This is a genomic window from Streptomyces sp. NPDC051940, assembly GCF_040680895.1.
In the GTDB taxonomy this organism is placed as follows: Bacteria; Actinomycetota; Actinomycetes; order Streptomycetales; family Streptomycetaceae; genus Streptomyces.
The window spans coordinates 47,420-71,556 of record NZ_JBFAXR010000005.1; the positions used below are offsets into that span (position 1 = coordinate 47,420).

Here is a 24,137-nt window from a genome sequence, read left to right on the forward strand (position 1 = left end):
TACGCGGGGCCGGCGCCTGGGAAGTCGCTACTTCGCGGCGGCCTTCTTGCCGAAGCGGGCCTCGAAGCGGGCCACGCGGCCACCGGTGTCGAGGATCTTCTGCTTGCCGGTGTAGAACGGGTGGCACTCGGAGCAGACCTCGGCACGGATGGTGCCGGAGGTGAGGGTGCTACGGGTGGTGAACGAGGCGCCACAGGTGCAGCTGACCTGGGTCTCGACGTACTCCGGGTGGATGTCGCGCTTCAAGGGATTCTCCTGGGTTGTGGGAGGGCGCCGGGTCGCAGGCGGCGGGTGCCGCGTGCGTGAACCGGGGCCGACTAACCAGTGTGCCACTTCTACGGCCACCAGCCAAAACGGGGACGGGGGGTTCCGTATTCCGCTCCGGTCGCGCTGCGGGGGCTGCGCCCCCGGGCCCCCTTGTCGGCGCTTCGCGCCATCCGGCCTCAGACGCCGGCCGGGCTGTATCGGCGCTTCGCGCCTCGTCCTCAAACGCCGGACGGGCTTGATTGGCGCTTCGCGCCTCGTCCTCGGGCGCCGGACGGGCTTTTGTGCTCGCCTCGGTCTCTTATCCGGCGTTCGCGGTGTCCGGGGTCGTGTCGTTCTTCTGGGTTTCTTCCGCCGCGCTGTTCTTCAGGGCCGACTTCGGGATGGCCTGGTCCGCCTTCAGGGCTGCCCAGACCTCGTCCGCCTGGGCGGTGAGCGGGACCACCCGGTTCGGGTCCTGGGTGTCGTACGTCACGGGGAGGGTGACCATCTGGATGTCGTTCGAGCCGATCGAGCGGACGCTCTTCGCCAGGTTCATCAGGTCCGTGACCGAGGAGAGGCCCTTGTCCGTGGTGATCGACGACGTCGCGGTGTCCGCGAGCCCGTACAGGCGCGTGGGGCTGGAGAAGACGCCGATGTCCTTGACCTGCTCCAGCAGGGCCCTGATGAACGTCTGCTGCAGCTTGATGCGGCCCAGGTCGCTGCCGTCGCCTATGGCGTGGCGGGTGCGGACCAGGCCCAGCGCCTGCTCGCCGTTCAGCGTGTGGGTGCCGGCGGAGAGCTTGAGGTGGGAGTCGGGGTCGTCGATCGACTCCGTGGTGGTGATCTCGACGCCGCCCAGCTTGTCGATCAGCTTCTTGAAGCCCGTGAAGTCGACCTCGACGAAGTGGTCGATCCGGATCCCGGTCATCGCCTCGACGGTCTTCACCGAGCACGCCGGGCCACCGGTCGAGTACGCGGAGTTGAACATCACGCGCTCCGCCGCCGGGGTGGTCGCGCCGTCCTCCTGGACGCACGACGGCCGGCTGACGAGCGTGTCGCGGGGGATGGAGACGACCGACGCCTTCTTCCGGTCGTCGTAGAGGTGGACGACCATCGCGGTGTCCGACCGGGCGCCGTCCTCGGCGCCGTACTTCGCGTTGTCGCCGGAGCGGGAGTCGGAGCCGAGGACCAGGATGTCCAGCGAGCCGTTGTCGACGTCCTCGGGGCGGTCCGCGCCGAGCTTGGCGTCGAGGTCGACGCTCGTCAGATTGCCGTTCAGCTTGGCGTACGCGAAGCCCGCGAGCCCGCCGCCCACGACGACGATCGCCGCCACCGCCCAGGCGGAGACGACCAGCGCCGTACGGCGGCGGCTGCGCTCGCGGGGCTTGCGGCGGCGGCCCTTGCCGCCCCTGGATATTCGGGGCGGGCGCGGGCCGCGGTCGGCTGCGGAATTGTCCGGCATCTGATCACATTCTGGTATCGGGGCTACCCGAAAGGGTTACATACGAATGTTCGGATACGCAAAGGATCTCCGGGCCGAGCGGCCCGGAGATCCTCTGTATTACGCCCTTGACCTGCGGTTTAGCCCCAGAGGTTGTAGTTCTGGTAGCCCGTGTAGATCTTGATGCGGGAACCGAACAGCGACGACGTCCCCTGACCCGTCCCCGGGTAGAGGTAGAGCGTGCCGCCGGGGGTGCGGGCGATCCAGTCGGCGATGCCGTCACCGGTGACGTCGCCGGGGGCGGCGAGCACGTTGTAGTCGGTCCAGGTGCGCACCTGGACCCGGGCCGCGAACGGCGCCGCGGCCTTGCCGGTGCCCTTCAGCAGGAACACCGCCCCGTCGCTGGAGCGGCGGGCCAGGATGTCCGCCCGGCCGTCCCGGTTCAGATCCCCGCTGCCGCGGAAGGAGTTGTACCCGCTGTAGCCGGACCCGGCGTAGATCCGGGCGTCGAACGTGCCGTTACCCTTGCCCGGGTAGACGTACATCTTGCCGTCGGACTGCACCGAGACGACGTCCGGGTAGCGGTCGCCGGTCAGATCGCCGGGGGCCGCGGTGTACTTGCGGGTCCCCCAGCTGCCGAAGAGCTTGGTGTCGGTGTACGTCGAGCTGCTCGCCGAGCGGTGGCGCCAGTAGATGGTGCCGGTGGACGTGCCGCGCAGCAGGTAGTCCTGGTAGCCGTCGCGGTTGAGGTCCGTCTGCAGCACCAGGTTGTACCGGCTCCAGTCGCCGGACAGCTTGGTCAGCGGGGCGAGGCCGCTGCCCGTGGACTTCTTGTAGTAGCCCGTGCCGTCCTTGTGGCGCAGGAAGACGTCGGCCTTGCCGTCCCGGCTGATGTCGTTGTCGTCGATCTTCGGGTGGACGTACGGGAAGTGGTAGCCGACCTTGGTGAACGCCTGGTAGGAGCCCAGGTAGTTGCAGGCCGTGGCGCCGTCGCCGATGCCCCACGAGGTGACGCCGATCACCTCGCCGTTCATCACCATCGGGCTGCCGGAGTCGCCCGGGCAGACCGTGGCGCCGGTGGCGTCGTTCCCCGTGCCGGGCTGGCCGGCGCAGATCATCTTCGACGGCTGGAAGGTGCCGGGCGAGAACTGGTCGAGGTTCGTCTTGCACTCGGCGCCGGGGTGCAGCGGCAGCTCGATCTTCTGCAGGGTGCTCGCCAGGCTGGCGGTGCTCTCGTCCGAGCCGGTCAGCCCCCAGCCGTACGAGACGGCGGTCTGGCCCGTCGTGTACTCGACCGGGTGGTCCTCGATCCACTTGGTGGTGACCCCGGACGCCGGCTTGGCGAGGGTCAGCACCGCGATGTCGTTGTTGATCGTCGAGTCGCTGTAGCCCTCGCGGACATAGGTCCGCGTGACGTCGATGAACTGGCCCTTGCTGTTGTCGGGCCCGCCCGCGAGCAGGTTCGTACCCGCCAGCACCGCGCCGTAGTTGGCCCAGTCGAGCCGGCCGCCGCTGCCGTTGTAGAGGCAGTGCGCGGCGGTGACCACCTTGTTCGGCGCGACCAGCGTGCCGCCGCAGGTGAAGTAGTAGGTGTCGCCGGTCTTGTTCCAGTCGAAGAACAGCTGCACCACATAGGGCGCCTCGCTGTACGACGTGTCGGAGCCGCCGATGATGTTGGTGTGGACCTCGCCCTCACCGGTGTCGACGACCGTGTAGCCCTTGGGCGGCAGCAGTTCGGGGCGCGACGCCGAGTCGTCCGCGAAGGACGTGGCGGCCAGCGTGCCCCCGCCGACGAGCGCCAGGGCGACGGCGGCGATGGTTATTCGGCGCGCCGTACGGCGCTTGTGGCGACCCTCGCCACGGCGGAAGAGATTACGCACCCGATCTCCCGTGGGTTCGAAGACTTGAGTGCTTCAGGACGGGAGACGGCAAAGCAAGCGATGTACGGGCCGGTCGTGCCCCCTGGTCCAGATCCGGCGCAGGGCCCCCACCTTCGGCGTCGCGATCCTATACGCACACCGGCCCCCTGCCGCCACGGGGGGGCAGGGGGCCGGTGTCACGGAAGGGACGTGACCGATCAGTCGCCGTTCGGCATCGGGGTCGTCTTCTGGATCTGCAGCAGGAACTCCGCGTTGGACTTCGTCTGCTTCATCTTGTCCAGCAGCAGCTCCATCGCCTGCTGCGAGTCGAGCGCGTGCAGCACCCGGCGCAGCTTCCAGACGACCGCGAGCTCCTCGGCGCCCATGAGGATCTCTTCCTTACGGGTGCCGGACGCGTCCACGTCCACCGCCGGGAAGATGCGCTTGTCCGAGAGCTTCCGGTCGAGCTTGAGCTCGAGGTTGCCGGTGCCCTTGAACTCCTCGAAGATCACCTCGTCCATCCGGGAGCCGGTGTCGACCAGCGCGGTGGCGAGGATGGTCAGCGAGCCGCCGTCCTCGATGTTCCGCGCGGCGCCGAAGAAGCGCTTAGGCGGGTAGAGCGCGGTCGAGTCGACACCACCGGACAGGATGCGGCCGGAGGCCGGGGCGGCCAGGTTGTAGGCGCGGCCCAGACGGGTGATCGAGTCCAGCAGCACGACCACGTCGTGGCCCAGCTCCACCAGGCGCTTGGCGCGCTCGATGGACAGCTCCGCGACCGTGGTGTGGTCCTCGGCCGGGCGGTCGAAGGTCGAGGAGATGACCTCGCCCTTGACCGAGCGCTGCATGTCGGTGACCTCTTCCGGACGCTCGTCGACCAGGACGACCATCAGGTGGCACTCGGGGTTGTTGTGGGTGATCGCGTTGGCGACCGCCTGCAGGATCATGGTCTTGCCGGTCTTCGGCGGGGCCACGATCAGACCTCGCTGGCCCTTGCCGATCGGCGCGACCAGATCGATGATCCGGGTCGTCAGCACGCCCGGGTCGGTCTCCAGGCGCAGCCGCTCCTGCGGGTACAGCGGGGTCAGCTTGCCGAACTCCGGACGGCCGCGGCCCTGCTCGGGCGCCTGGCCGTTGACGGAGTCCAGGCGCACCAGCGCGTTGAACTTCTCGCGCCGCTCGCCTTCCTTGGGCTGGCGCACCGCGCCGGTGACGTGGTCGCCCTTGCGCAGGCCGTTCTTGCGGACCTGGGCGAGGGAGACGTAGACGTCGTTCGGGCCCGGCAGGTAGCCGGAGGTGCGGACGAACGCGTAGTTGTCGAGGATGTCCAGGATGCCCGCGACGGGGATCAGGACGTCGTCGTCGGAGACCTGCGGCTCGTTGCCGAACTCCTCGCGGTCACGGCCGCGGCCCCGGCGGTCGCGGTAGCGGCCGCGGCGTCCGCGCCGGCCGCCGTCGTCGCCGAAGTCGTCGTCGCGGCGGTCGTCGCGGCCGCGGTCGCGGTTGCCGCCGCCCTGGTTCTGCTGGCCGCGGTCGCGGTCACGGCCGCCGCCCTGGGACTGGCCGCCCTGCTGGCCGCCGTCGCCCTTGTCGCCGCGCTGGCGGTCCTGTCGGTCCTGGCGGTCCTGGCGGTCGCGCCGGTCCCGGCGGCCCTGGCGGTCACGCCCGCGGCCCTCGCCCCGGCCCTCGGCGGTGTCCGCGGCGGCCTCGGCGCCGGCGTCCGCCTTGGTCTCGGCGGCCTCGGCGGCCTTCGCGTCGCCCTCGGCCTTCACCGACTCGCTCTTGCCCTTGGGCTGGCCGGGGATGTCGATCTGCTGCTGGGCGTCGGCGGCCGCCTTGTCACCCTTGGTCTCCGTGCCGGTGTCACCCGCACGGGTCCGCGAGGTGGCGCGGCGCTTCGGCTTGGTCTCGGCAGCGCCCTCGGCGGCGGGAGCGGCGGCGCCCTCGGTGGCGGCGGACGCGCCGCCGCCGGCCTGGCGCTCCTTGATCACATCGATCAGCTGGCTCTTGCGCATCCGCGCGGTGCCCTTGATGCCGAGGCCGGAGGCGACCTGCTGCAGCTCGGCGAGGACCATGCCCTCGAGGCCCGTGCCGCGCCGGCGCCGCGTGCTCGTCGCACGGGCCGGGGTGCCCTCGGCGTTGGGAGCGTCGGCGGGGCTGGCTGTGCCCTCGGCAGTCACGCCCATCAGATCGGTGGTGTCGCTCACGAAGGGTCCTTCCCTGGAGCGGGCGTCGGCCTGTCTGGCTCGGCGACCGGTTGTGCTTCTCCGGCGGCGATCCGCTTGGTGTGGATGGAGCCGCCGGGGCGGTGTTCCGCCGGATGGCGGAGAGGTCTGTGCGGGGTGGCGCGCTTGGCCGGCGTCTGCGGCAGCAGATGTGAGGCCCGCGCCGTCGGGAGCGTCACACTGCGCAGCGCAGGCTGCGCAGGCAGTGGGACAGTCAGGGGGCTCCCGGAAGAGGGCGGTCCCTAATGAGGCTCACCCCCGTGGGACCACGGCACACGGCACAACAGCTCTACGTTGTCGCAACGACTGGCTTGGAGTGCTGGTGCTGCCTTGAGGTTAACACTATCGGATCCAACAAACATTCCCCCTCTCGACGTGTCAGTCACGCTTTCGATCAGATCAGCCCGCCAGCGGCAGGATCCCCGCACCGTCGCTGTCGAGCGTGAGCTGATTGGCCGCCCAGCCGGGACCCGCCGACTCCGCGGTCTTCTCCGCGGACCCCTCCGTGGTCAGGGCGAGCACCGTCGGTCCGGCACCGGACACGACGGCCGGGACTCCGTCGGCCCGCAGCCTGCTGACCAGCGAGATGCTCTCAGGCATGGCCGGCGAACGGTAGTCCTGGTGCAGCCGGTCCTCGGTGGCCGTGAGCAGCAGGTCGGGGCGCCGGGTGAGGGCCTCGACGAGCAGTGCGGCGCGTCCGGCGTTGGCGGCGGCGTCGGCGTGCGGCACGGTGCGCGGCAGCAGACCGCGCGCCTCCTCCGTCAGCACCGGCCGGCCGGGCACGAAGACCACCGGGACGACGGACGCGGCCGGGTCCAGGCGTACGGCGTGGGCGCTGCCCCCGTCGGTCCAGGCGATGGTGAAGCCGCCGAGCAGACAGGCCGCCACGTTGTCGGGGTGGCCCTCCAGCTCCGTGGCGAGGTCGAGCACGGCGTCGTCGGAGAGCCGCTCGGCGCCGCCGATGGTCACGGCGCGGGCGGCGAGGATGCCGGCGCAGATGGCCGCCGAGGACGAGCCGAGGCCGCGCCCGTGCGGGATCCGGTTGGCGCAGACGATCTCCAGGCCGCGCGGCTGGCCGCCGAGCAGCTCGAACGCGGCGCGCATCGCCCGTACCAGCAGATGCGACTCGTCGCGGGGCAGCGTGTCCGCGCCCTCGCCGGCGATGTCTATGTCCAGCCCGGACTCGGCGACGCGCACGACCACGTCGTCGTACAGGCCCAGGGCCAGGCCGAAGGCGTCGAAGCCCGGGCCGAGATTGGCGCTGGTCGCCGGTACGCGGACACGTACGGGGGCGGCGCGGAAGGCGGGACCGGCCATCGGTTGGGTGACTCTCCTCGTCGTACAGCGGTGTGGGAGGTGGGTGCCTGTGGGGGCTGTGCCGCGATGGGGTGCTACCCCGAAGGCCGCCCCGAAGCGTCAGCACGCGCATTGCGGGGATGGCTCAACGCCAGCTTATCGAAGGAAGGTTCTGTCGCGACATAGGGCGCACAGGAGGCGCACGGTGTGTTGCGACGGGCGGATTGTGCGACCCGGCTTCGCCGCGGCCCGCGCCGGAGGGTTCCGGCGCGGGGCGGCGGGATTCTCCGCGACGCTCAGGCCAGCCCGAGCCTCGCCGCCGCCGCGTCCGCGTCGACCTGGACGGTGACGGGCTGCGGGGCGCCGGCGATGGCCCAGTCGGGGTCCTTCAGACCGTTGCCGGTGACCGTGCAGACGATGCGCTGCCCGGGCTCGACGCGGCCCTGTTCGGCGGCCTGCAGCAGGCCCGCGACGGACGCCGCGGAGGCCGGCTCGACGAAGACGCCCTCGCGGGCGGCGAGCAGCTTGTACGCGCGCAGGATCTGCCGGTCGGTGACGGACTCGATGTGCCCGCCCGACTCGTCGCGGGCGGCCTCGGCGAACTTCCAGGAGGCGGGGTTGCCGATGCGGATGGCCGTGGCGAGCGTGGAGGGGTTCGGCACCGGCTCGCCGCGCACGATCGGGGCCGCGCCGGCCGCCTGGTAGCCCCACATGTGCGGCGTGTGGGTGGCCAGTCCGTCCGCGGCGTACTCCTGGTAGCCCTTCCAGTACGCCGTGATGTTGCCGGCGTTGCCGACGGGCAGGACGTGGATGTCCGGGGCGTCGCCGAGGGCGTCCACGATCTCGAACGCGGCGGTCTTCTGGCCCTCGATGCGCACCGGGTTCACGGAGTTGACCAGCGACACCGGGTACTTCTCCGACAGCCCGCGGGCAAGCGTGAGGCAGTCGTCGAAGTTGCCCTGGACCTCGAGGATCTTCGCGCCGTGCACCAGCGCCTGGCCCATCTTGCCCAGCGCGATCTTGCCCTGCGGGACGAGCACCGCGCAGACCATGCCGGCGCGGCCGGCGTAGGCCGCGGCGGAGGCGGAGGTGTTGCCGGTGGAGGCGCAGATGACGGCCTGGGAGCCCTCCTCCTTGGCCCGGGTGATGGCCATGGTCATCCCGCGGTCCTTGAAGGAGCCGGTCGGGTTGGCGCCCTCGACCTTGAGGAAGACGTCGCAGCGGGTGAGCTCGGAGAGCGTCAGCGCCTTGACGAGCGGGGTCCCGCCCTCGCCGAGGGTGATCACCTCGGTCGTCTCGCCGACCGGCAGCCGGTCGCGGTACTCCTCGATGATGCCCCGCCACTGGCGGGTGCCGGACATTCGCGGTTCATCGACGATTGCGTTCATTTCCGGTGCTCCCTTACTCCCCTTCGACGCGCATGATGCTCGCGACGTCACGCACGGTGTCCAGCTCGCGCAGCTTCCCGACGACGGCCTGCAGGGCGGAGTCGGGCGCCCGGTGCGTGACCACGACGAGGGACGCCTCTCCATCCTTGCCCTGCTGGCGCACGGTGTCGATCGACACGTCGTGCTCCGCGAAGATCGTCGCCACATGGGCGAGCACGCCCGGCTTGTCCGCCACGTCGAGGCTGATGTGGTAGCGCGTGACGACGTCGCCCATGGGGGCGACCTGCAGTCGCGCGTACGCGGACTCACCCGGCCCGTTGGACTCGCCCAGCTTGTGCCGGGCCACGGCCACCAGGTCGCCCAGCACGGCGCTGGCGGTGGGCGCGCCGCCTGCGCCCGGCCCGTAGAACATCAGCTGGCCGGCCGCGCTGGCCTCGACGAAGACGGCGTTGTACGCGCCGCGCACGGAGGCGAGGGGATGGCTGAGCGGGATCATCGCGGGGTGTACCCGGGCGGTGACGGTCCGGCCGTCGGCGCCGCGCTCGCAGATCGCCAGCAGTTTGACCGTGCAGCCCATCCGCTGGGCGGAGGCCATGTCGGCGGCGGTGACCTCGGTGATGCCCTCGCGGTGTACGTCGTCGAGGGAGACCCGGGTGTGGAAGGCGATGCCGGCCAGGATCGCGGCCTTGGCGGCGGCGTCGAAGCCCTCCACGTCGGCCGTGGGGTCGGCCTCGGCGTAGCCCAGGGCGGTGGCCTCGTCGAGGGCCTCGGCGTAGCCGGCGCCGGAGGTGTCCATCTTGTCGAGGATGAAGTTCGTGGTGCCGTTGACGATGCCCAGGACCCGGTTGACCCGGTCGCCGGCGAGGGACTCGCGCAGCGGGCGGATCAGCGGGATGGCGCCCGCGACGGCGGCCTCGTAGTAGAGGTCGACGCCGTGCTGCGCGGCGGCGGCGTAGAGGCTGGGGCCGTCCTCGGCGAGCAGGGCCTTGTTGGCGGTGACGACGGAGGCGCCGTGCTCGAAGGCGGTGGTGATCAGACTGCGGGCGGGCTCGACGCCGCCGATGACCTCGATGACGATGTCGAGGTCGCCGCGTTTGACCAGGGCCATGGCGTCCGTGGTGAGCAGCTCCTCGGGGATGCCCGGGCGGGCGCGCCCCTTGCGGCGGACGGCGACGCCCACCAGCTCCACCTCGGCGCCGATCCGGGCCGTGAGGTCGTCCGCGTGCGTCGTCATGATGCGGGCCACCTCGGAACCGACGGATCCGCAGCCCAGCAGCGCCACTTTGAGCTTGCGCCCAGTGCCCATGACGACCTCGCTTCAATCGTTGCGTCGTGCGTCCCCGTCTTGAGTGGGGACGTCCTAGTTTCACGCAGCGGGGGCCCGAGGGAACCCGCTGTCCGTATGGTGAGATTCGCGGCGCGGGAAGTGAGACGGTACCGTCCGCCGCCCCCCGCGCCGCAAGGAATCGCTAACCGACGTCCAGCCGCAGCAGATCCTCCTCCGTCTCCCGGCGGACGATCACCCGGGCCGCGCCGTCCTTGACGACGACGACCGGCGGCCGCAGGGCGTGGTTGTAGTTGCTGGCCATGGCCCGGCAGTACGCCCCGGTGGCCGGTACGGCGAGCAGGTCGCCGGGCGCCAGGTCGGACGGCAGGTACGCGTCGCGGACGACGATGTCGCCGGACTCGCAGTGCTTGCCGACGACGCGCGTCAGCATCGGCTCGGCGTCCGAGGTGCGCGAGACGAGCGCGACGGAGTACTCCGCGTCGTACAGCGCGGTGCGGATGTTGTCGGACATGCCGCCGTCGACGGAGACGTACGTCCGCAGCCCCGGCAGGTCCTTGATGGTGCCGACGGTGTAGAGCGTGAAGGCCGTCGGGCCGACGATCGCGCGGCCCGGCTCCACCGACAGCCGCGGCACGGTCAGGCCCGCGGCCGCGCACTCGCGGGTGACGATCTCGCTCAGCGACTTGGCGATCTCGTACGGCTCGCGCGGGTCGTCGTCGGAGGTGTACGCGATGCCCAGGCCGCCGCCGAGGTCGATCTCGGGCAGCTCGACGCCGTGCTCGTCGCGGATGTCGCGCAGCAGTCCGACGACGCGGCGGGCGGAGACCTCGAAGCCGGCCATGTCGAAGATCTGCGAGCCGATGTGGCTGTGGATGCCGACCAGCTCGAGCGAGTCGAGGTTCAGCACCCGGCGTACCGCCTCGGCGGCCTGGCCGTCCTGCAGCGCGAGGCCGAACTTCTGGTCCTCGTGGGCGGTGGCGATGAACTCGTGGGTGTGCGCCTCCACGCCCACGGTGACGCGGATCTGCACGCGCTGGCGCCTGCCGGCCCGCTCCGCGGCGGCGGCCACGCGCACGATCTCCTGGTACGAGTCGAGGACGATCCGGCCGACCCCGGCCTCGACGGCCCGCTCGATCTCCTCGACCGTCTTGTTGTTGCCGTGGAAGGCGATCCGCTCGGCGGGCATCCCGGCGTCCAGGGCGAGGCCCAGCTCGGCGCCGGAGCAGACGTCGAGGTTGAGGCCCTCCTCCTTCAGCCAGCGCACGATCGCCCGGGAGAGGAACGCCTTGCCCGCGTAGAACACGTCCGCGCCGGCGAACGCGTCCGCCCAGGCGCGGCAGCGGGCGCGGAAGTCGTCCTCGTCGAGGAAGTAGGCGGGGGTGCCGAACTCCTCCGCGAGGTCGGTCACCCGGATACCGCCCACGGTGGCGACGCCGTCGCCGTCGCGCCGGACGGTACGGGCCCACACCCGGGGGTCGAGCTCGTTGAGGTCCGGCGGCGGCGGGGTGTAGTGCCCCTCGGGCAGCACGTCGGCGTGCCGGGGTCCTGCGGGGTGGGCGGAGCGGCTCACGGTACTTCTTCTCCTCGGGGGCTTCTCGGGTCTGTGGTCGGGGCCGGGTGCGGGGCGGCTCAGAGGCGTTTCGGCGCGCTGACGCCGAGCAGGGCCAGTGCGTTCGCCAGCGCGGTGCGCGCCGCCTCGGCCGTGCGCAGCCGCTCGTGGTGGGCGGCCGTCGCGGGTTCGTCGCCGCGGGGGAGGCACGGGGCGCGGGTCAGGTACGCCAGGAGTTCGTCGGCGAGCGTCTCGGCGTACCGGGCGACCCGGTCGGGCGCGCGGTGGCGGGCTGCGGACTCCACGGCTTCGGGAAGCCCCGCAACGAGGGTTCGGAGAGCCGGGTGGGCCCCCTGGGTGGAACGGTACGGGGTGCCGTCCGCCCCGGGCACATCGGTCCCACCCTGCGGACAGGGCCCGCTGCCGGCGGCCGCGATCCCCAGCTCGCGGGCGGCCCGCCGCAGGGCGTGGGCCCGGGCGTGGGCGTACCGCACCAGGAACAGCGGGTTGCTCTCGCGCTGGACCAGCAGCCCGCCGTCCAGCCGGGGGTGGTCCTGCGCGGCGGGGCGCACCGAGGCCCACGTCAGGGCGTCCTCGGTGAAGGCGGCCGGATCGTGGGCGGGGAGGGGTACGACGTGCACGGGCTCCTCCGGCGCGCTCCGGTCCCCGTCTCCCGCCGGGGCCGCCCCCGCCGCGCGCAGGACGCGGTCCAGGGCGGCGGCCCAGCGCACGGCGCGGGGTTCCGTGGGGGCCGGCAGGCGGTAGCGCAGCCCGGTGAGCGCGGTGCCGTGCCCGTACTCCGTGCCCTGCGCGAGGACGTCCCGTACGACGTCGGGCCGGGCGTCCGGCACCAGGGTGAGGTTGAGGAAGCCGGGGCCGGTGACCTCGACCTCGGCGATGGCGGGGTCGTCGGCGAGCCGGTGCGCGAGGATGGCGGCGATCTCCAGCGGGGGGCGCCGCGCGGCGCGCGCCAGCTGCAGGGGGGCGGCGGTGGCCCAGTCGCCCCGGCCGCCGGGGCGGGGGCGTTCGACGGCGACGCGGTCCGGGACCGCCACGTCCAGCTGCCCGTCCGCCACGGCCTCGCGCACCGTGCGCAGGACGGTGCGGGAGAGCTGGGCGGGGGTCACGTTCCTAGCGTATGCGGTGGGCCCGTGGGGTGGGCGAGTGGTTTTCCGGGGCGGGACCGGAGGGGGGCCGGACGCGGTTCAGCGCAGACGCACGGTGGCCGGCTCACCGTCGTCGGCGGCCGCCTCCTCCCGCCGCCCGCGCGGGGCCGTCGGCGAGGGGGCGGCGCGGCGGGCCAGGTCGTGGACCATCTTGACCAGCTGGGCGGGCTCGAACGGCTTGGCGAGAAACGCGTCTATCCGGACCGCCCTGGCCATCTCCTCCTCCAGCGGGGTGCAGGCGCTGATCATGGCGATGGGCAGGGCGCGGGTACGGGGGTCGGCCCGCAGCCGGGCCGCGGTGCGCAGTCCGTCGAGGCGGGGCATGACGAGGTCGAGGGTCACCAGGTCGGGCTGCACCCGGTGGATGATCTCCAGGCATTCGGCACCATCGGCCGCGGTCATGACCTCGAAGCCCTCCAGCTCGAGATTGACCCTGATCAGCTGCCGGATGACCTTGTTGTCGTCCACGACAAGGACCCGGCCCGACAAGCCAGGCACAAGGGAAAGCGTAGGCGGGCGGACTCCATCACGTCCGGGTTTTAACTACTTCCGGTTTCCGACCGGTTGCGGAATCGGTACGGCAAGATCCGGCCACCTCTGTCCGGCTCACGACCCCGCCTCGACCGTTCCGTGCAGGTCGCAGGCCGCCGGATGTCCGGACATCCCGGGCCGGCCCGCGCTGTGCCGGGAGCGGTCACTCCACCAGCGGGAACCGTCCCGACTCCAGCACCTGCCGCACCGCGTCCGTGCGGGCCCGGGGGGCCGCGTAGTCCGGGTGGGAGCGCAGTACCGCGGCTGCCGTGTGCAGGCGGATCATCTGGTCCTCCGCCTGCTGGACGCTCCGGCCGCCCGGCGTGACCGGGTGGCGGGCCAGGGCCGGGCGGCGGGGGTCGACGCGGCCGCGGCGCACGGCGGTGTCGACGCGGCGCGAACAGCGGCAGAACGCCTCGGGGTTGACCAGGCCGCAGGTGCGGTCCATGAAGCCGCGGATGCGGGTGCGGGCGCGCTCCAGGCGTTTGCGGTACGCGGCGGGGGTGACGTCCAGCACCCAGGCGGCCTCCGTGGAGCTGAGCTCGAAGACCTCGCCGAGGACGAAGGCCACCCGCTCCTGGCGGCCCAGGCACTGCAGCATCGCCTGGGTGCACGTCAGCCGGACCTCGGTGGCCAGTACGGACGCCTCCGGGCCGGTGTGGTCGGCGGTGGCCAGCCCGTCGGCGAGGCCGTCGCGGAACTCGTCGAAGCTGAGGCCGGCCGCCTCCTGGGGGCTCTGGCGGCGCAGGTTGAGCAGGTGGTTGACGCCGATCCGGTACGCCCAGGTGAGCAGGCGCGCCTCGGCCCGCCAGGTGCCCAGGGCGGCCAGGGCCTTGAGCAGGATCTCCTGTGTCGCGTCCTCGGCGTCGGCGGGCCGGTTCACCATGCGCAGGGCGAGCCGGTAGAGCGGGTCCTGGAGGTGGCGTACGACCTCCTCCAGGGCCTCCTCATCACCGGCCGCCGCGCGGGCGACGACGGCGGTCTCGGACTCGGCGTCCGCGAACGGCGGTTGGTACTGGTCTGCCATGCACCCATTGTCCGCGGCGGGCGCCCGTTCGCGCGGCCGCCCCGGTGCTCACCCCGCGGTCAGCCCGTGCCGGTCCAGCCAGCGCGACACCGCCTGCCCGATCGCGTCCGGCTGGTCCTCCATCGCGTTGTGGCCCGCGGTGCCCACCGACTCGACCTCCAGGGCCGCGTAGGTGCGCGCCGCCCAGTCGGCGGCCTCCGCGCTCAGCGGCGTACCGGGCTCGACGGTCATCAGGAGCTTCGGCACCTCGGGGCTGGCGGCGGCCCAGCGGCCGTACGCCTCGACGCGTTCGTGCACGTCGGCCGGGGAGCCGTCGATGGGGATCTCGCGGGGCCACACCAGCGTCGGCAGCCGGGACTCGGGGGTGGGGTAGGGCGCGCGGTAGACGTCGTGGTCCTCCTTCGACAGACCGCTGAGGACGCCCCGGGGGAGGTTGAACTCGATGAAGCTGTTCTCCTGGAGCACCATCCGCTCGCCCTCGGGGCCGCGCAGCCTCGCGAACAACGCCCGGCCCTCGGGCGGGAGGTCGGTCAGCCGCGCCGGCCGCAGGAAGGTCTCGATCAGCGCGACACCGCGCACCCTCCCCGGGTGCCGGGCGGCGTGGTCCATGGCCAGCGCCCCGCCCCAGTCGTGCCCGACCAGCACCATGTCGTCCAGCCCCATGGCCTCGAACCAGGCGTCCAGGTAGCCGACGTGGTCGGTGAACCGGTAGCCGATGTCCGGCTTCCCCGACTCCCCCATCCCGATCAGGTCCGGGGCCAGGATCCGGCCCTGGGAGGACAGATGGGGGATGACGTTGCGCCACATGTACGAGGAGTTGGGGTTGCCGTGCAGCAGGACGACCGGGGTGCCGGTGCCGGTCTCGCGGTAGGCGAGGTGGGAGTCCTTGATCTTGATGGTGTTCGTCATGGCCGGTGGTGTCCTTCCCGGTGGGACGGTGTTTCCGTCGCTCTCACCGGGGTTGGACACAGCGGGCGGCCCGGTTGTGACGGCCGGGCCCGAGAAATCTTCTACTGGTACTTCGCCGACCGCGCCTCGCGCTCCTTCTGCACCAGATCGAACCGCTCGCCCGGCGGCAGCTCCGGATGCCGGGCGGCCTGCCCGTACGGCTCCGCCTTCAGCAGCAGGCTCTGCAGGGTGAGCGCGTGCTGGCCGTGCATCTGCCGGGCCAGCTCGAAGGGCGACTGGTCCTCGTACGGGACCGTTCCGGTCTTCCCCTCGATCTCGCCGGTGCCGATCTTCTCCCCGTCGTACGGCAGGATCCCGGCGCTCGGCACAGGCCGCCACACCGCGGGCTCGCCGTCGACCACCCGGTCGCGCACGATCAGGCCCAGATAGGTGTGCCCCTCCTTCACCCACGACCGGCAGGGCGGGCTGGTCAGCGGCGCCCGGAAGGCGCGGGGCAGCTTCCCGGCGCCCTCCCGGCTGAAGAGCACCTGGTCGACGACGAGTTCGGCGGACCGGTCCCCGCGCCCCGCCGTACGCTCACTGCCCGGCCTGACGCGGAAGACAGCCACATGGTCGCCGAACGACACCCAGTCCTGGGCGTCGTCCGCGCTGAAGTCCGGATACGCCGGGTCGTACGCGGCGTCCCGGTCCTGGCAGCCGGCGTACGAACCGCCCGCCGCCCGCCGCGCACCTCCGCCGTCGCCCCCTCCCGTCGCCAGGGCGAGTCCCCCGCCGACCGCCATCACGGTCACCGCGGCCACCCACGCCGCCCATCTGTGTCCGGCCCGCCCCAGCACGCCCATCGTCTGCTCCCTCCCGGAGATCCAGCCCTCTGACGCGGGCGGACTCCGGACGGTTGCACAGCTCAGCGTATGCAGTTTCCTGCTCACAACATCCTATTTTTAAACACGTATTGACACCCGCGACCCCGCCCGCGAGAGTCATCCCCGCCAGCGATGCCGAATTCGTCAACAGGGAGCGAACGCATGCCGGAAACAGCTGGAGTATCGCGGCGGGCCGTCGTCGGCGGAGCCCTGGCCGCGGGGGCGGCCACCGCCTTCGGGGTCACCGCGACGCCCGCGAGCGCCGCCGGGTCGAGCGGGACGCCGAGCCGGCCCGCCGGACAGAAGACCATGGTGGGCGTGCCCTTCGACACGTATCCGACCGTACGGGTGGGGGTCATCGGGCTGGGCAACCGCGGCAACGGGATGACCCAGAGCTGGGCCGCCGTGCCCGGCGCCGTCGTCACGGCGGTCTGCGACATCCGGCCCGACCGCGCCAAGCGCAAGGCCGACCAGCTGGTGGCGGCGGGCAAGCCGCGGCCGCTGGAGTTCGGCGGGGCGCGCGAGTCGTACCAGGAGATGCTCAAGCGCGAGGACATCGACCTCGTGTACATCGCCACGCCGTGGGAGTTCCACTACGAGCAGGGCAAGGCGGCGCTGCTCGCCGGGAAGCACGTGCTGGTCGAACTCCCCATCGCCACCGAGCTCGACCAGCTGTGGGACCTGGTCAACACCTCCGAGCAGACCCGCCGCCATCTGATGCTGTCGGAGAACTGCTCCTACGGCCGCAACGAGCTGGCGATGCTGCGCATGGCCCACGACGGCGTCTTCGGCGACGTCACCAACGGGCACGGCGGCTATCTGCACGACCTGCGGGCGCTGCTGTTCTCGAACACCTACTACACCGACTCCTGGCGCCGGCTGTGGCACACCCGCAGCACCGCCTCGTTCTACCCGATGCACGGCCTCGCCCCGATCGCCGCCGCGATGGACGTCAACCGCGGCGACCGGATGGTGAGCATGACGGCCACCGCGTCCGCGCCCAAGGGGCTGGCCGACTACCGGGCCCGGTTCATGCCCAAGGACCACCCGTCCTGGAACGAGACGTACATCAACGGCGACCTGATCACGTGCATGATCACCACCGCCGACGGCCGGCTGATCCGCGCCGAGCACAGCGTCAGCTCGGCCCGCCCGTACAGCCGGATCAACACGCTCGGCGGCAGCCGCGGGCTCTTCGAGGACTACGCCGGCACGGACGGGACCGGCGCGCGCGTCTACGTCGAGCCCGACCACAGCGGCGACGCGTGGCGCGACTTCCAGGAGATGCGCGACGAGTACGACCACTGGCTGTGGCGGAAGATCGGCGACGACGCCGCGAACAACGGCGGGCACGGCGGCATGGACTGGGTGCTGCAGTGGCGCACGGTGCAGCTGATGCGGACCGGCCAGGTGCCGGACATCGACATCTACGACTCGGCCGCCTGGTGCTCGCCGGTGCCGCTGAGCGTGATGTCGCTGAACGACAAGGGACGTCCGGTCGACATCCCGGACTTCACCCGCGGCTCCTGGTCCGGTCTGCGGATCGGGCTCGACTCCCGCGAATCCGACATGCCGCCGGTCGCCGGCTGACGACTCCCCGGAGGTTTACGCCCATGTCCCTCTCCCGCAGATCCTTCGCGCTCGCGGGCGCCGCGACGCTGCTGCTGCCCGCCCGGGCGCTGGCGGCCGGCGCGGATGCCGCGCAGACAGAGGTCTCGATATCCGCCGTCGACCTCGACGGCCCGAACGTCACCACCGTCACGGTCACCGTCCGCAACACGGCCGCGAAGCGGCTGCGCGATCTGCACGTCACCTTCTCCGGCCCGGTGGGCTGGACGGTGGAGCCGGCCGTACGCGAGGTCCAGGGCACGTTCGCCCAGGGCACCGAGGCCACGGCCACCTTCGAGCTGCTGGTGCCGGCGCCCACGTCCGGCTTCCAGCTGCTGACCTTCACCGCGACCGCGACGTACACCGGCGGTGACGGCCTCGGCTCGGCCACCGGCAGCCGTACCGAGCGGCGCGGCACGGCGCTCGCGAACCTGGCGGCGGCGTACAACAACGTCGGCGTCACCGACGAGTCGAACACCACGCCCGGCAACTACGACGGCGGCGGCAACAGCTTCTCCGCCCAGAAGCTCGCCGACGTGGGCATCGTCCGGGGCGGCGCGGTCTCCGCCCTCGGCGCCCGGCTCACCTGGCCGGACGTGGCGTCCGGGATGCCGGGCAACGTGTCCTGCGGCAGCCAGGCCATCGCCCTGTCCGGCTCCGGCAGCCGGCTGGTCTTCCTGGGCTCGGGCGTCGGCTTCGGCGCGCTGGGCAGCGCGACGGTCTTCTACACCGACGGGACGTCCAGCTCGGGCACCTTCGGCTTCCCCAACTGGTCGTTCCAGAACGTCACCGACCACGGCGCGACGCAGATCGCGGCCGCCAACGGGCGCAATCTGCAGACCGGTTACGGCAACGCGGGCATCGCGTACAGCGTGTTCGCCAACTCCATCCCGCTGACGGCGGGCAAGACGGTCGAGCTCGTGGTGCTGCCGGGCAACGGCGGCATCCACGTGTTCGACATGGCGATCGCACCCTGACGCGACCGCCCCCCTCCGGCGGTCGCACCCTGACGCGACCGCCGCCCGGCGCCCGGATCCGCCTCCCCTCCGCGGATCCGGGCGCCGTCGCGTCCGCCGGACGTGCTACCAGTTCGTGAACGCCCCGTCCGGCGTGCGCAGATGCGGCCGCTCGGCCGCGACCGCCTGGTAGCGGCGGGCCTCCTCGCGGTCGATGTCCACCCCGATGCCCGGCACGTCGCTGTACTCGACCCGGCCGGGGACGACCGAGGGGCGGACGGTGAACAGGCCGGCCGCGACCGGCTCCGGGTCGGTCTGGTGCTCCTGGACCGCCACGTTGGGGCAGGCGAGGTTGAGCTGCAGGGAGGAGGCGGCGGTGACCGGGCCGAGCGGGTTGTGGGTGGCGAGCTTGATGTAGTGGGTCTCGGCCATCGCGGCTATCTTCTTCGCCTCGGTCAGGCCCGCCGCCACGCCCAGGTCGACGCGGGCGTAGTCGATCAGGTCGCCCTCGATGAGCCGGCGGAACTCCCACTTCGAGCCGAACTGCTCGCCCGCCGCCAGCGGTACGCCGGTCCGGGCGCGCAGCATCCTGAAGCTCTCCGGGTTCTCGCTGCGCAGCGGGTCCTCGACGAAGTAGGGGCGGGCCGCCTCGATCTCCCGGCACAGGGTGACCGCCTCCGGCGGATCGAGCCGGGTGTGCACGTCGAGGATCAGCTCCACCTCGTCCCCCACCGTCTCGCGGACCTGGTGGAACAGCTCCACCGAGCCGCGCAGGCAGCGCCGCGGGTCGAGGACGTCGTCCTCGTCGTGCACGGTCGAGAAGCGCAGATGGCCCCACCCCTCGGCGACGAGGTCGCGGCAGCGCTGCAGGAAGCGCTCACGGTCGTGGTAGCCGTCGCCGACATGGACGTACGCCGGGACGTGGTCGCGCACCCGGCCGCCGAGCAGCTCGTGCACCGGGACGCCGAGCGCCTTGCCGCGGATGTCCCACAGGGCCACGTCCACCGCCGCGATGGCGGCGGCGAGGAAGCGGTCGGCGGGGAAGAAGCCGCGCCGGAACATCACCTGCCACAGATGCTCGATACGGGTCGGATCCTCGCCGACGAGCAGCTCGGCCAGATGCTCGAGCCCGCCCGCGACGGCCTTCTGCCGCGATCTGATGCCTACCTCGCCCAGCCCGTGGATGCCCTCGTCCGTGTCCACGGCCACCAGCATCATGCTGTCGCCGTGGTCCGGGAGGGTCAGCACTTCCAGGCCGGTGATCTTCATGGGACTCCCTTGCGCGCTGTATGCAGCCTGAGGCGGTATGAAAACGTTCCCGCAACATCACTCAGAAACTCAAGAACGCATCATTGGCGTGAACCGGCTTCGAGTTCAAGCCCTTTGCCACCATGAAGTTTTCCTGGATGCAACACTCTTGACACTCCCGGGAACGTTCGCAAAGCTTCTCCGCGTCCAGCAGGTTGAACCGAGGGAGGCCGGGGCGTGGCAGTCACGATCAGGGAAGTGGCGAGCGCGGCGGGCGTCTCCGTGTCGACGGTGTCGCGGGCCTTCACCGCGCCCGACCAGGTCCAGCCGGCCACCCGGCAGCGGATCCTCGACGCGGCGGCCAAGCTCGGCTACGCGCCGAACCCGGCGGCCCGCTCGCTGCGCGGCGGGGGGACGGGCACCCTGGGCCTGATCGTCCCGGACATCGCGAACCCCTTCTTCCCGCCCATCGTCAAGGCGATGCAGGCCCGCGCCCGGCGCCAGGGCTACACGGTGCTGGTCGCCGACAGCGACGAGCGGGAGGCGGACGAGCTGGAGACCATCGCCGCGGTCTCCAAGAAGGTGGACGGCCTGATCCTGTGGGCCTCCACGCTGACCGAGGAGCGGCTGCAGGAGCTCAGCGGCCAGATGCCGCTGGTCCTGGTCAACCGGCATGTGCCGGGCATCCCGGAGCTGCACATCTCCCTGGACGCCGGCATCCACCAGGCCGCGGAGCATCTGCGTGCGTACGGGCACCGGCGGTGCGTCTTCGTCAACGCCTCCCGCGCCGAGCTGAGCCGCGGCAAGTCCATCCACGAGTCCTTCGAGGCGCTCGACCTCTCGCTGGCCGAACTCGGTCCGTACGAGCCGCGGTTCGAGACCGGTCTGCACGCGGCGACGCTGGTCGCGGCGCACGGCGCGACGGCCGTCATCGCCCACAACGACCTGGTGGCGCTCGGCGTCCTGCACCAGCTGGCGAAGCTGGGCGTCTCCGTCCCCGGCGAGGTCAGCGTGCTCGGCATCGACGACACCCTGCTCGCCTCCGTCTCGACCCCCGGGCTCACGACGATCCGGATCGATCCCGAGGAGCTGGCCACGCGGGCGAGCGACCTCCTCATCGACACGATCGCGGGCCGTCCGGGAGCCGGCCCCGCGGCACCGGTGGAGGTCGGCTCCCGGCTGATCCCCCGGGCCTCGACCGGACCGGCCCCCCGCTGACACGTACGCCCGAACACCAACGCACCCCACGAGCAAGGCCCCCGCACGTACACCCATGCCCTTACTGGAGTCGAAATGTCACGTATATCCCGCCGGGCGGCGGTCCTCGGTATCACCGCCGCCCTGTCGGCCACCGCGCTCACCGCCTGCTCCGCCGTCACCCCGAGCAAGTCCGGCACGGACGGCGGGGACGGGAAGACCGTGCTGCGCGTCCAGGGCATGCCGCCGGCCACCGACAAGGCCGCGCTGGCGCTGTTCGAGAAGCAGGTCGCGGCCTTCGAGAAGGCCAACCCGGACATCGAGGTGAAGGGGTCGACGACCGTCTTCGACCCGCTGACCTTCTCCGCCAAGCTCGCCGGCGGCAACGTCGAGGACGTCATCAAGGTCCCGCTCACCGAGCCGCAGCGCCTCATCGAGCAGGGCCAGGTGCAGCCGATCACCGGCGGGCTGAAGGAGTGGGGCCACTTCAAGGAGTTCAACCCGCAGATCCTGAAGCCCCTCTCGGACTCCGCCGGCGAGGTCTACGGCGTACCGCAGAACCCGTACGCGCAGGGCCTGGTCTACAACCGCGAGCTGTTCGAGAAGGCCGGGCTCGACCCCGAGGCGCCGCCGAAGACCTGGGACGAGGTGCGCGCCGCCGCCAAGCAGATCGCGGAGAAGACCGGGAAGGCGGGCTTCGTCCACGAGTCGAAGGACAACCAGGGCGGCTGGCAGCTCACCATGCTCAGCTACGCCCACGGCGGCGACATGGAGAAGCAGGAGGGCGGCAAGTTCGTCGCGGACTTCGGCGACGCGACGAAGCAGGCGCTGCAGCTGCTGAAGGACATGCGCTGGAGCGACGACTCCCTGGGCAAGAACCAGCTCAACAGCCAGAACGACGTCATCCAGGACTTCGCCGCCGGCCAGATCGGGATGTTCATGGGCAGCCCCGGCACCTACCGGCTGGCCAAGACGCAGTACGGCATGGAGAACACCGACGCCTTCGGGGTGGCCCCCATGCCGCAGGCCGGCGGCAACGCCACGCTCACCGGCGGCGACGTCTACATGGTCCCCAAGTCGGTCGCCGAGAAGCAGGCCGACGCGGCCGTGAAGTGGCTGACCTACGCCTACGCCCAGCCGCAGTACGACACCAAGGCCGCCGAGCAGAACGCCAAGGACCTGTCCGCCGACCCGAAGGCCGCGGTGGGCGTGCCCACGCTGCCGGTCTTCGACGCCGCGCGCCAGGCGGAGATCAACGCCGCGATCAAGCCGTACGCGAACGTCAAGCTGGAGAACTTCCGGCCCTACCTGGACGGCCTGTCCGCCCTGGAGCTCAAGCCCGAGCCGCCGTACCAGGCGCAGACCCTCTACACCGCGCTGGACTCCGTCGTCCAGTCCGTGCTCACCAAGCGCGACGCCGACATCGACGCCCTGCTGGCCAAGGCCGAGAAGGACGTCAACGGCAAGCTCGCCGCGGACCAGAAGTAGCGATCCATGACCGTGCTCACCCCCGACAGCCGCACCGCCGGCCCGCAGGAGGCCCCCCGCAAGGGGGCCGCCCCGGTCCGGCGGGGCGGGGCCGCCAAGGCCCGCAGGCAGCTGACCGGCTGGCTGTTCCTGCTCCCCGCGCTGGTCGTCTTCGGCCTCTTCGCGTGGTGGCCGATCGTGCGCAGCCTGCTGATCAGCTTCCAGCACAACGACCTGGTCAACCCGCCGAGCTGGGTGGGCCTGGAGAACTTCCGGGCGGTCTTCGACGACCCGCTGCTCGGCACGGCCGTGTCGAACACCCTGCTGTTCGTCGGCCTCGGACTGCTCATCGGCTTCCCGCTGCCGCTGCTCCTCGCCTCGGTGATGTCGACGGTGGGCCGCGGCGCGGGCGTCTACCGCTTCCTGGCGTATCTGCCGGTGGTGATCCCGCCGGTGGTGGCGATCCTGCTGTGGAAGTGGTTCTACGATCCGGGCTCGGGCCTGTTCAACAGCGCCCTGGGCAAGATCGGCCTCGGCCCGTACCCGTGGCTGGAGTCCCCGGACACGGCGATGCTGTCGCTGGTACTGGAGGCCACCTGGGCCGGCATGGGCGGCGCGGTCCTCATCTATCTCGCCGCCATGGCCGGTATCCCCGGTGAGCTTTACGAGGCGGCCGAGGTGGACGGCGCGAGCGTGTGGCGGCGGATCTGGCACGTGATGCTGCCGCAGCTGCGCCCGGTGATCGGCCTGATGCTGCTGGTGCAGCTGATCGGCACGGTCCAGGTGTTCACCGAGCCGTATGTCTTCACCGGCGGCGGACCGGACAACGCCACGCTCACCGTGCTGCTGCTGATCTTCCGGTACGCCTTCCAGGACGGCGAGTACGGCCAGGCCGCCGCCCTCACCTTCCTGATGGTGCTCGTCCTCGCCGCGCTCTCCGCGGTCTATCTGCGGGCGACCCGCACCTGGAGCAAGTCATGACCGCACCCTCGACGTTCATCGCCCTGAACCGGGCCCGGCCGGCCTCCCGCACCGCGGTCCGCGTGGTGCAGGCGGCGGTCCTGCTGGGGCTGCTGCTCATCGGCATCGGACCGCTGTACTGGATGGTCAAGGGCGCCATCTCCAACCCGACCGAGCTGACCACCGAGCCGCTGGCCCTGTGGCCGGACGAGCCGCTGTTCGGCAACTTCTCCTCGGCGTACACCGACCTGGGCGTCGGCCGGTCGCTGCTGAACACCGTGCTGATCGTGGGTGGCTGCTGGTTCGTGCAGGTCTTCGTCTCCACGACGGCCGGGTTCGCGCTGTCCGTGCTGCGGCCGAGGTTCGGCAACGTGGTCTACGGGGCGATCCTCGCCACGATGTTCGTGCCGTACAGCGTCAACATGGTCAGCCTCTTCCTGACCGTCACCGACGTACCGCTGATCCACCTCAACCTGGGCGACACGTACTGGGCGATCTGGCTGCCGGCCGGCACCAACGCCTTCACCGTGCTGCTCGCCAAGCAGTTCTTCGACGCCCTGCCGAAGGAGCTGTTCGACGCGGCGCGCGTCGACGGGGCGTCCACCCGGCAGCTGCTGACGAAGATCGTGCTGCCGATGAGCCGGCCGGTGCTCGCCGTGATCAGCCTGCTGGCGGTCATGCACGCCTGGAAGGACTTCATCTGGCCGCTGGTGGCCCTGACCGACCCGGCGAAGCAGCCGATCAGCGTCACCCTCGCCCAGCTCGCCACGCAGGCGCCGCAGGACCAGTTGATCGCCGCCATGGTGATGGCGGTCATCCCGCCGGTGCTGGTGTTCGTCGTCTGCCAGAAGTACATCGTCTCCGGCCTCGGCTTCACGGGCGTCAAGGGCTGAGCGGCTCCGCCGCGGTCCGCACG

20 protein-coding genes are annotated in these 24,137 nt (G+C 71.6%); 6 read left to right on the forward strand and 14 right to left on the reverse strand.

What is annotated here, in order from left to right; all coding sequences use genetic code 11:
- Positions 1 to 27 precede the first annotated feature (27 nt).
- From rpmE to AB0M28_RS03945, 13 genes are all read right to left on the reverse strand, one after another.
- Positions 28 to 246, reverse strand: a complete 219-nt coding sequence (rpmE, locus tag AB0M28_RS03885; RefSeq protein ID WP_153451345.1) for a 50S ribosomal protein L31 — start codon at positions 244 to 246, stop codon at positions 28 to 30.
- A gap of 319 nt (positions 247 to 565) precedes the next feature.
- Entirely contained in the window at positions 566 to 1,708 is a 1,143-nt protein-coding gene (locus AB0M28_RS03890) for an LCP family protein (protein ID WP_365397234.1), read from the reverse strand.
- 119 nt (positions 1,709 to 1,827) lie between these two features.
- A complete protein-coding gene (locus AB0M28_RS03895) occupies positions 1,828 to 3,567 on the reverse strand; it encodes a trypsin-like serine protease (RefSeq protein WP_365397237.1) in 1,740 nt (579 codons plus the stop codon).
- A gap of 197 nt (positions 3,568 to 3,764) precedes the next feature.
- Positions 3,765 to 5,750, reverse strand: a complete 1,986-nt coding sequence (gene rho, locus AB0M28_RS03900) for a transcription termination factor Rho (protein ID WP_365397240.1) — start codon at positions 5,748 to 5,750, stop codon at positions 3,765 to 3,767.
- 417 nt (positions 5,751 to 6,167) lie between these two features.
- Positions 6,168 to 7,085, reverse strand: coding sequence for a homoserine kinase (gene thrB / locus AB0M28_RS03905; protein ID WP_365397243.1), 918 nt, complete (start codon positions 7,083 to 7,085; stop codon positions 6,168 to 6,170).
- A 275-nt stretch (positions 7,086 to 7,360) separates the two neighbouring features.
- Entirely contained in the window at positions 7,361 to 8,425 is a 1,065-nt protein-coding gene (gene thrC, locus AB0M28_RS03910) for a threonine synthase (RefSeq protein WP_365397469.1), read from the reverse strand.
- A 40-nt stretch (positions 8,426 to 8,465) separates the two neighbouring features.
- Positions 8,466 to 9,758 carry a homoserine dehydrogenase gene (locus AB0M28_RS03915; RefSeq protein WP_365397246.1) on the reverse strand — a complete coding sequence of 431 codons (1,293 nt, stop codon included), beginning with the start codon at positions 9,756 to 9,758 and terminating at the stop codon, positions 8,466 to 8,468.
- Positions 9,759 to 9,921: 163 nt separating this feature from the next.
- The gene (gene lysA, locus AB0M28_RS03920; RefSeq protein ID WP_365397249.1) at positions 9,922 to 11,310 is read right to left on the reverse strand and encodes a diaminopimelate decarboxylase; all 1,389 of its coding nucleotides are present in this window, start codon (positions 11,308 to 11,310) and stop codon (positions 9,922 to 9,924) included.
- Positions 11,311 to 11,369: 59 nt separating this feature from the next.
- On the reverse strand, positions 11,370 to 12,416 hold the full coding sequence (gene nrtL, locus AB0M28_RS03925; protein ID WP_365397252.1) for an ArgS-related anticodon-binding protein NrtL: 1,047 nt from the start codon (positions 12,414 to 12,416) through the stop codon (positions 11,370 to 11,372).
- Between the two features lie 78 nt (positions 12,417 to 12,494).
- Entirely contained in the window at positions 12,495 to 12,953 is a 459-nt protein-coding gene (locus AB0M28_RS03930; RefSeq protein WP_365397255.1) for a response regulator, read from the reverse strand.
- Between the two features lie 196 nt (positions 12,954 to 13,149).
- A complete protein-coding gene (locus AB0M28_RS03935; RefSeq protein WP_365397258.1) occupies positions 13,150 to 14,013 on the reverse strand; it encodes a sigma-70 family RNA polymerase sigma factor in 864 nt (287 codons plus the stop codon).
- 48 nt (positions 14,014 to 14,061) lie between these two features.
- Positions 14,062 to 14,922: a haloalkane dehalogenase gene (locus AB0M28_RS03940; RefSeq protein WP_365397261.1), complete on the reverse strand. Its 861-nt coding sequence runs from the start codon at positions 14,920 to 14,922 to the stop codon at positions 14,062 to 14,064.
- Positions 14,923 to 15,023: 101 nt separating this feature from the next.
- Positions 15,024 to 15,764 carry a hypothetical protein gene (locus AB0M28_RS03945; RefSeq protein WP_365397264.1) on the reverse strand — a complete coding sequence of 247 codons (741 nt, stop codon included), beginning with the start codon at positions 15,762 to 15,764 and terminating at the stop codon, positions 15,024 to 15,026.
- Between the two features lie 183 nt (positions 15,765 to 15,947).
- On the opposite strand from AB0M28_RS03945, the gene AB0M28_RS03950 reads away from it, so the two are divergent.
- Together AB0M28_RS03950 and AB0M28_RS03955 are read left to right on the forward strand one after the other, a co-directional pair.
- The gene (locus AB0M28_RS03950) at positions 15,948 to 17,375 is read left to right on the forward strand and encodes a Gfo/Idh/MocA family oxidoreductase (RefSeq protein WP_365397267.1); all 1,428 of its coding nucleotides are present in this window, start codon (positions 15,948 to 15,950) and stop codon (positions 17,373 to 17,375) included.
- Positions 17,376 to 17,398: 23 nt separating this feature from the next.
- Entirely contained in the window at positions 17,399 to 18,370 is a 972-nt protein-coding gene (locus tag AB0M28_RS03955; protein ID WP_365397270.1) for an NEW3 domain-containing protein, read from the forward strand.
- A gap of 105 nt (positions 18,371 to 18,475) precedes the next feature.
- On the opposite strand, the gene AB0M28_RS03960 is transcribed toward AB0M28_RS03955, so the two are convergent.
- Positions 18,476 to 19,618, reverse strand: a complete 1,143-nt coding sequence (locus tag AB0M28_RS03960) for a mandelate racemase/muconate lactonizing enzyme family protein (RefSeq protein ID WP_365397273.1) — start codon at positions 19,616 to 19,618, stop codon at positions 18,476 to 18,478.
- Positions 19,619 to 19,834: 216 nt separating this feature from the next.
- On the opposite strand from AB0M28_RS03960, the gene AB0M28_RS03965 reads away from it, so the two are divergent.
- The 4 genes from AB0M28_RS03965 (at position 19,835) to AB0M28_RS03980 (ending at position 24,114) form a co-directional block, all read left to right on the forward strand.
- Complete coding sequence (locus AB0M28_RS03965; protein WP_365397276.1) at positions 19,835 to 20,815, forward strand: LacI family DNA-binding transcriptional regulator; 981 nt, start codon at positions 19,835 to 19,837, stop codon at positions 20,813 to 20,815.
- A 75-nt stretch (positions 20,816 to 20,890) separates the two neighbouring features.
- A complete protein-coding gene (locus AB0M28_RS03970; RefSeq protein WP_365397279.1) occupies positions 20,891 to 22,282 on the forward strand; it encodes an extracellular solute-binding protein in 1,392 nt (463 codons plus the stop codon).
- 6 nt (positions 22,283 to 22,288) lie between these two features.
- Positions 22,289 to 23,242 (forward strand): sugar ABC transporter permease, encoded by a 954-nt coding sequence (locus AB0M28_RS03975; protein ID WP_365397282.1) that lies wholly within the window; start codon positions 22,289 to 22,291, stop codon positions 23,240 to 23,242.
- Positions 23,239 to 24,114: a carbohydrate ABC transporter permease gene (locus tag AB0M28_RS03980; protein ID WP_365397285.1), complete on the forward strand. Its 876-nt coding sequence runs from the start codon at positions 23,239 to 23,241 to the stop codon at positions 24,112 to 24,114. The genes AB0M28_RS03975 and AB0M28_RS03980 overlap by 4 nt, the downstream gene beginning before the upstream one ends.
- The last annotated feature ends 23 nt before the right edge of the window (positions 24,115 to 24,137 follow it).

Coding starts and splice junctions, on each gene's coding strand:
- AB0M28_RS03955 (WP_365397270.1), top strand. CDS start 17,399: ATGTCCCTCTCCCGCAGATCCTTCGCGCTCGCGGGCGCCGCGACGCTG.
- AB0M28_RS03975 (WP_365397282.1), top strand. CDS start 22,289: ATGACCGTGCTCACCCCCGACAGCCGCACCGCCGGCCCGCAGGAGGCC.
- thrB (WP_365397243.1), bottom strand. CDS start 7,085: ATGGCCGGTCCCGCCTTCCGCGCCGCCCCCGTACGTGTCCGCGTACCG.
- AB0M28_RS03890 (WP_365397234.1), bottom strand. CDS start 1,708: ATGCCGGACAATTCCGCAGCCGACCGCGGCCCGCGCCCGCCCCGAATA.
- AB0M28_RS03945 (WP_365397264.1), bottom strand. CDS start 15,764: ATGGGCGTGCTGGGGCGGGCCGGACACAGATGGGCGGCGTGGGTGGCC.
- AB0M28_RS03960 (WP_365397273.1), bottom strand. CDS start 19,618: ATGAAGATCACCGGCCTGGAAGTGCTGACCCTCCCGGACCACGGCGAC.
- AB0M28_RS03915 (WP_365397246.1), bottom strand. CDS start 9,758: ATGGGCACTGGGCGCAAGCTCAAAGTGGCGCTGCTGGGCTGCGGATCC.
- AB0M28_RS03970 (WP_365397279.1), top strand. CDS start 20,891: ATGTCACGTATATCCCGCCGGGCGGCGGTCCTCGGTATCACCGCCGCC.
- thrC (WP_365397469.1), bottom strand. CDS start 8,425: ATGTCCGGCACCCGCCAGTGGCGGGGCATCATCGAGGAGTACCGCGAC.
- AB0M28_RS03935 (WP_365397258.1), bottom strand. CDS start 14,013: ATGGCAGACCAGTACCAACCGCCGTTCGCGGACGCCGAGTCCGAGACC.
- AB0M28_RS03950 (WP_365397267.1), top strand. CDS start 15,948: ATGCCGGAAACAGCTGGAGTATCGCGGCGGGCCGTCGTCGGCGGAGCC.
- AB0M28_RS03980 (WP_365397285.1), top strand. CDS start 23,239: ATGACCGCACCCTCGACGTTCATCGCCCTGAACCGGGCCCGGCCGGCC.
- AB0M28_RS03940 (WP_365397261.1), bottom strand. CDS start 14,922: ATGACGAACACCATCAAGATCAAGGACTCCCACCTCGCCTACCGCGAG.